The sequence below is a fragment of the Allobosea sp. CER48 genome, assembly GCF_044752385.1.
In the GTDB taxonomy this organism is placed as follows: Bacteria; Pseudomonadota; Alphaproteobacteria; order Rhizobiales; family Beijerinckiaceae; genus Allobosea.
This window is the reverse complement of record NZ_JBIWYK010000715.1, coordinates 1-1,131: the sequence shown is the minus strand read 5'-3', so window position 1 is coordinate 1,131 and position 1,131 is coordinate 1. Positions and strand designations below refer to the sequence as shown.

Genomic DNA, 1,131 nt, shown 5'->3' with positions numbered 1-1,131 from the left:
GTTGCATCATCCTGTCCGGCGTCTTCCTCGTCACGACGGCGCCGCGCAGGGTGGGGATTTCATGAGGATCGGGATCATCGCGGCGGCCGTGTTGGCCGGCTCCGTCTTGGCAGGCTGCGTCGAGCGCCAGCCCACGACCGTCGCCTTTTCCGTCGAGGAAGCGGCTTTCATCAAGAAATCCGGGACCGGCGTCATCACGGGCCATGCCTTCCGCACCAAGCCCAGCGGCACGGTGGTCAACGCCGCCGGCCAGATCGTGCACCTCGTCCCCGCGACCAGCTTCGCCCGCGAGCGCTTCGCCAATCTCTACGGCAAGAGCAAATATATCCCGCACCGCGCCTACCCCGGCAACGATACGCCCGACCCCGGCTATGTCGAGCACACCCGCGCGGTCAAGGCGGAGGCCAATGGCCGCTTCGCTTTCGACAAGGTCGCGCCCGGCACCTATTTCGTCTCCACCCAGGTTATCTGGGGCGACGAGAACGCCTTCACGCGCGAGGGTGGCTTGGTCTATGACACCGTGACGCTGACGGGCCAGGAAACAGAGCCCGTCCAGGTCATCCTGTCCGGCCACTGAGAAATCGCCTTCGTGAAGCTCCTCCTCGTCGTCGCCTGCGCCCTTATCGATGCGGACAACCGCGTGCTCGTCACCCAGCGCCCGGAGGGAAAGGCGCTGGCCGGGCTCTGGGAGTTTCCCGGCGGCAAGCTGGAAGCCGGGGAACGGCCGGAACCGGCGCTGATCCGTGAGCTGCACGAGGAGCTCGGCATCACCGTGAAGGAGGACTGCCTCGCGCCGCTCACCTTCGCGAGCTATGCCTATCCCGAATTCCACCTGCTGATGCCGCTCTATATCTGCCGGCGTTGGGAGGGTACCGCGATCTCCGGCGAAGGCCAGGCGCTGAAATGGGTACGCCCCGGCAAGCTCCGTGACCTCGCCATGCCGCCGGCCGACGAGCCGCTCATCCCGCCGTTGATCGACCTCCTCGGCGCCTGACCAGACGGGCCTTCAATTTACGGCCGGCAGGCCGAGCGCATGCCAGCGCGCCTGCGGAATCAGCTCGCCGACCTGGAAGGCGAAGGCCGTCACGCGCTTCAGATCCGCCGAGATCGTGCATTCGAAACGCAGCCCAT

General features: G+C 66.4%; 3 protein-coding genes. 2 read left to right on the top strand and 1 reads right to left on the bottom strand.

Features of this window, described 5'->3' with window-relative positions; translation table 11 throughout:
* Positions 1-577, top strand: a 577-nt coding sequence (locus ACIPIA_RS16765; protein WP_400511104.1) for a hypothetical protein, incomplete at its 5' end; no start/stop codon positions are given.
* A gap of 12 nt (positions 578-589) precedes the next feature.
* Entirely contained in the window at positions 590-994 is a 405-nt protein-coding gene (mutT, locus tag ACIPIA_RS16760) for an 8-oxo-dGTP diphosphatase MutT (protein WP_400511103.1), read from the top strand.
* Positions 995-1,006: 12 nt separating this feature from the next.
* Here mutT and ACIPIA_RS16755 read toward each other — a convergent pair whose 3' ends face one another.
* Positions 1,007-1,126: a DUF930 domain-containing protein gene (locus ACIPIA_RS16755; RefSeq protein ID WP_400511105.1), complete on the bottom strand. Its 120-nt coding sequence runs from the start codon at positions 1,124-1,126 to the stop codon at positions 1,007-1,009.
* Between the last annotated feature and the right edge of the window lie 5 nt (positions 1,127-1,131).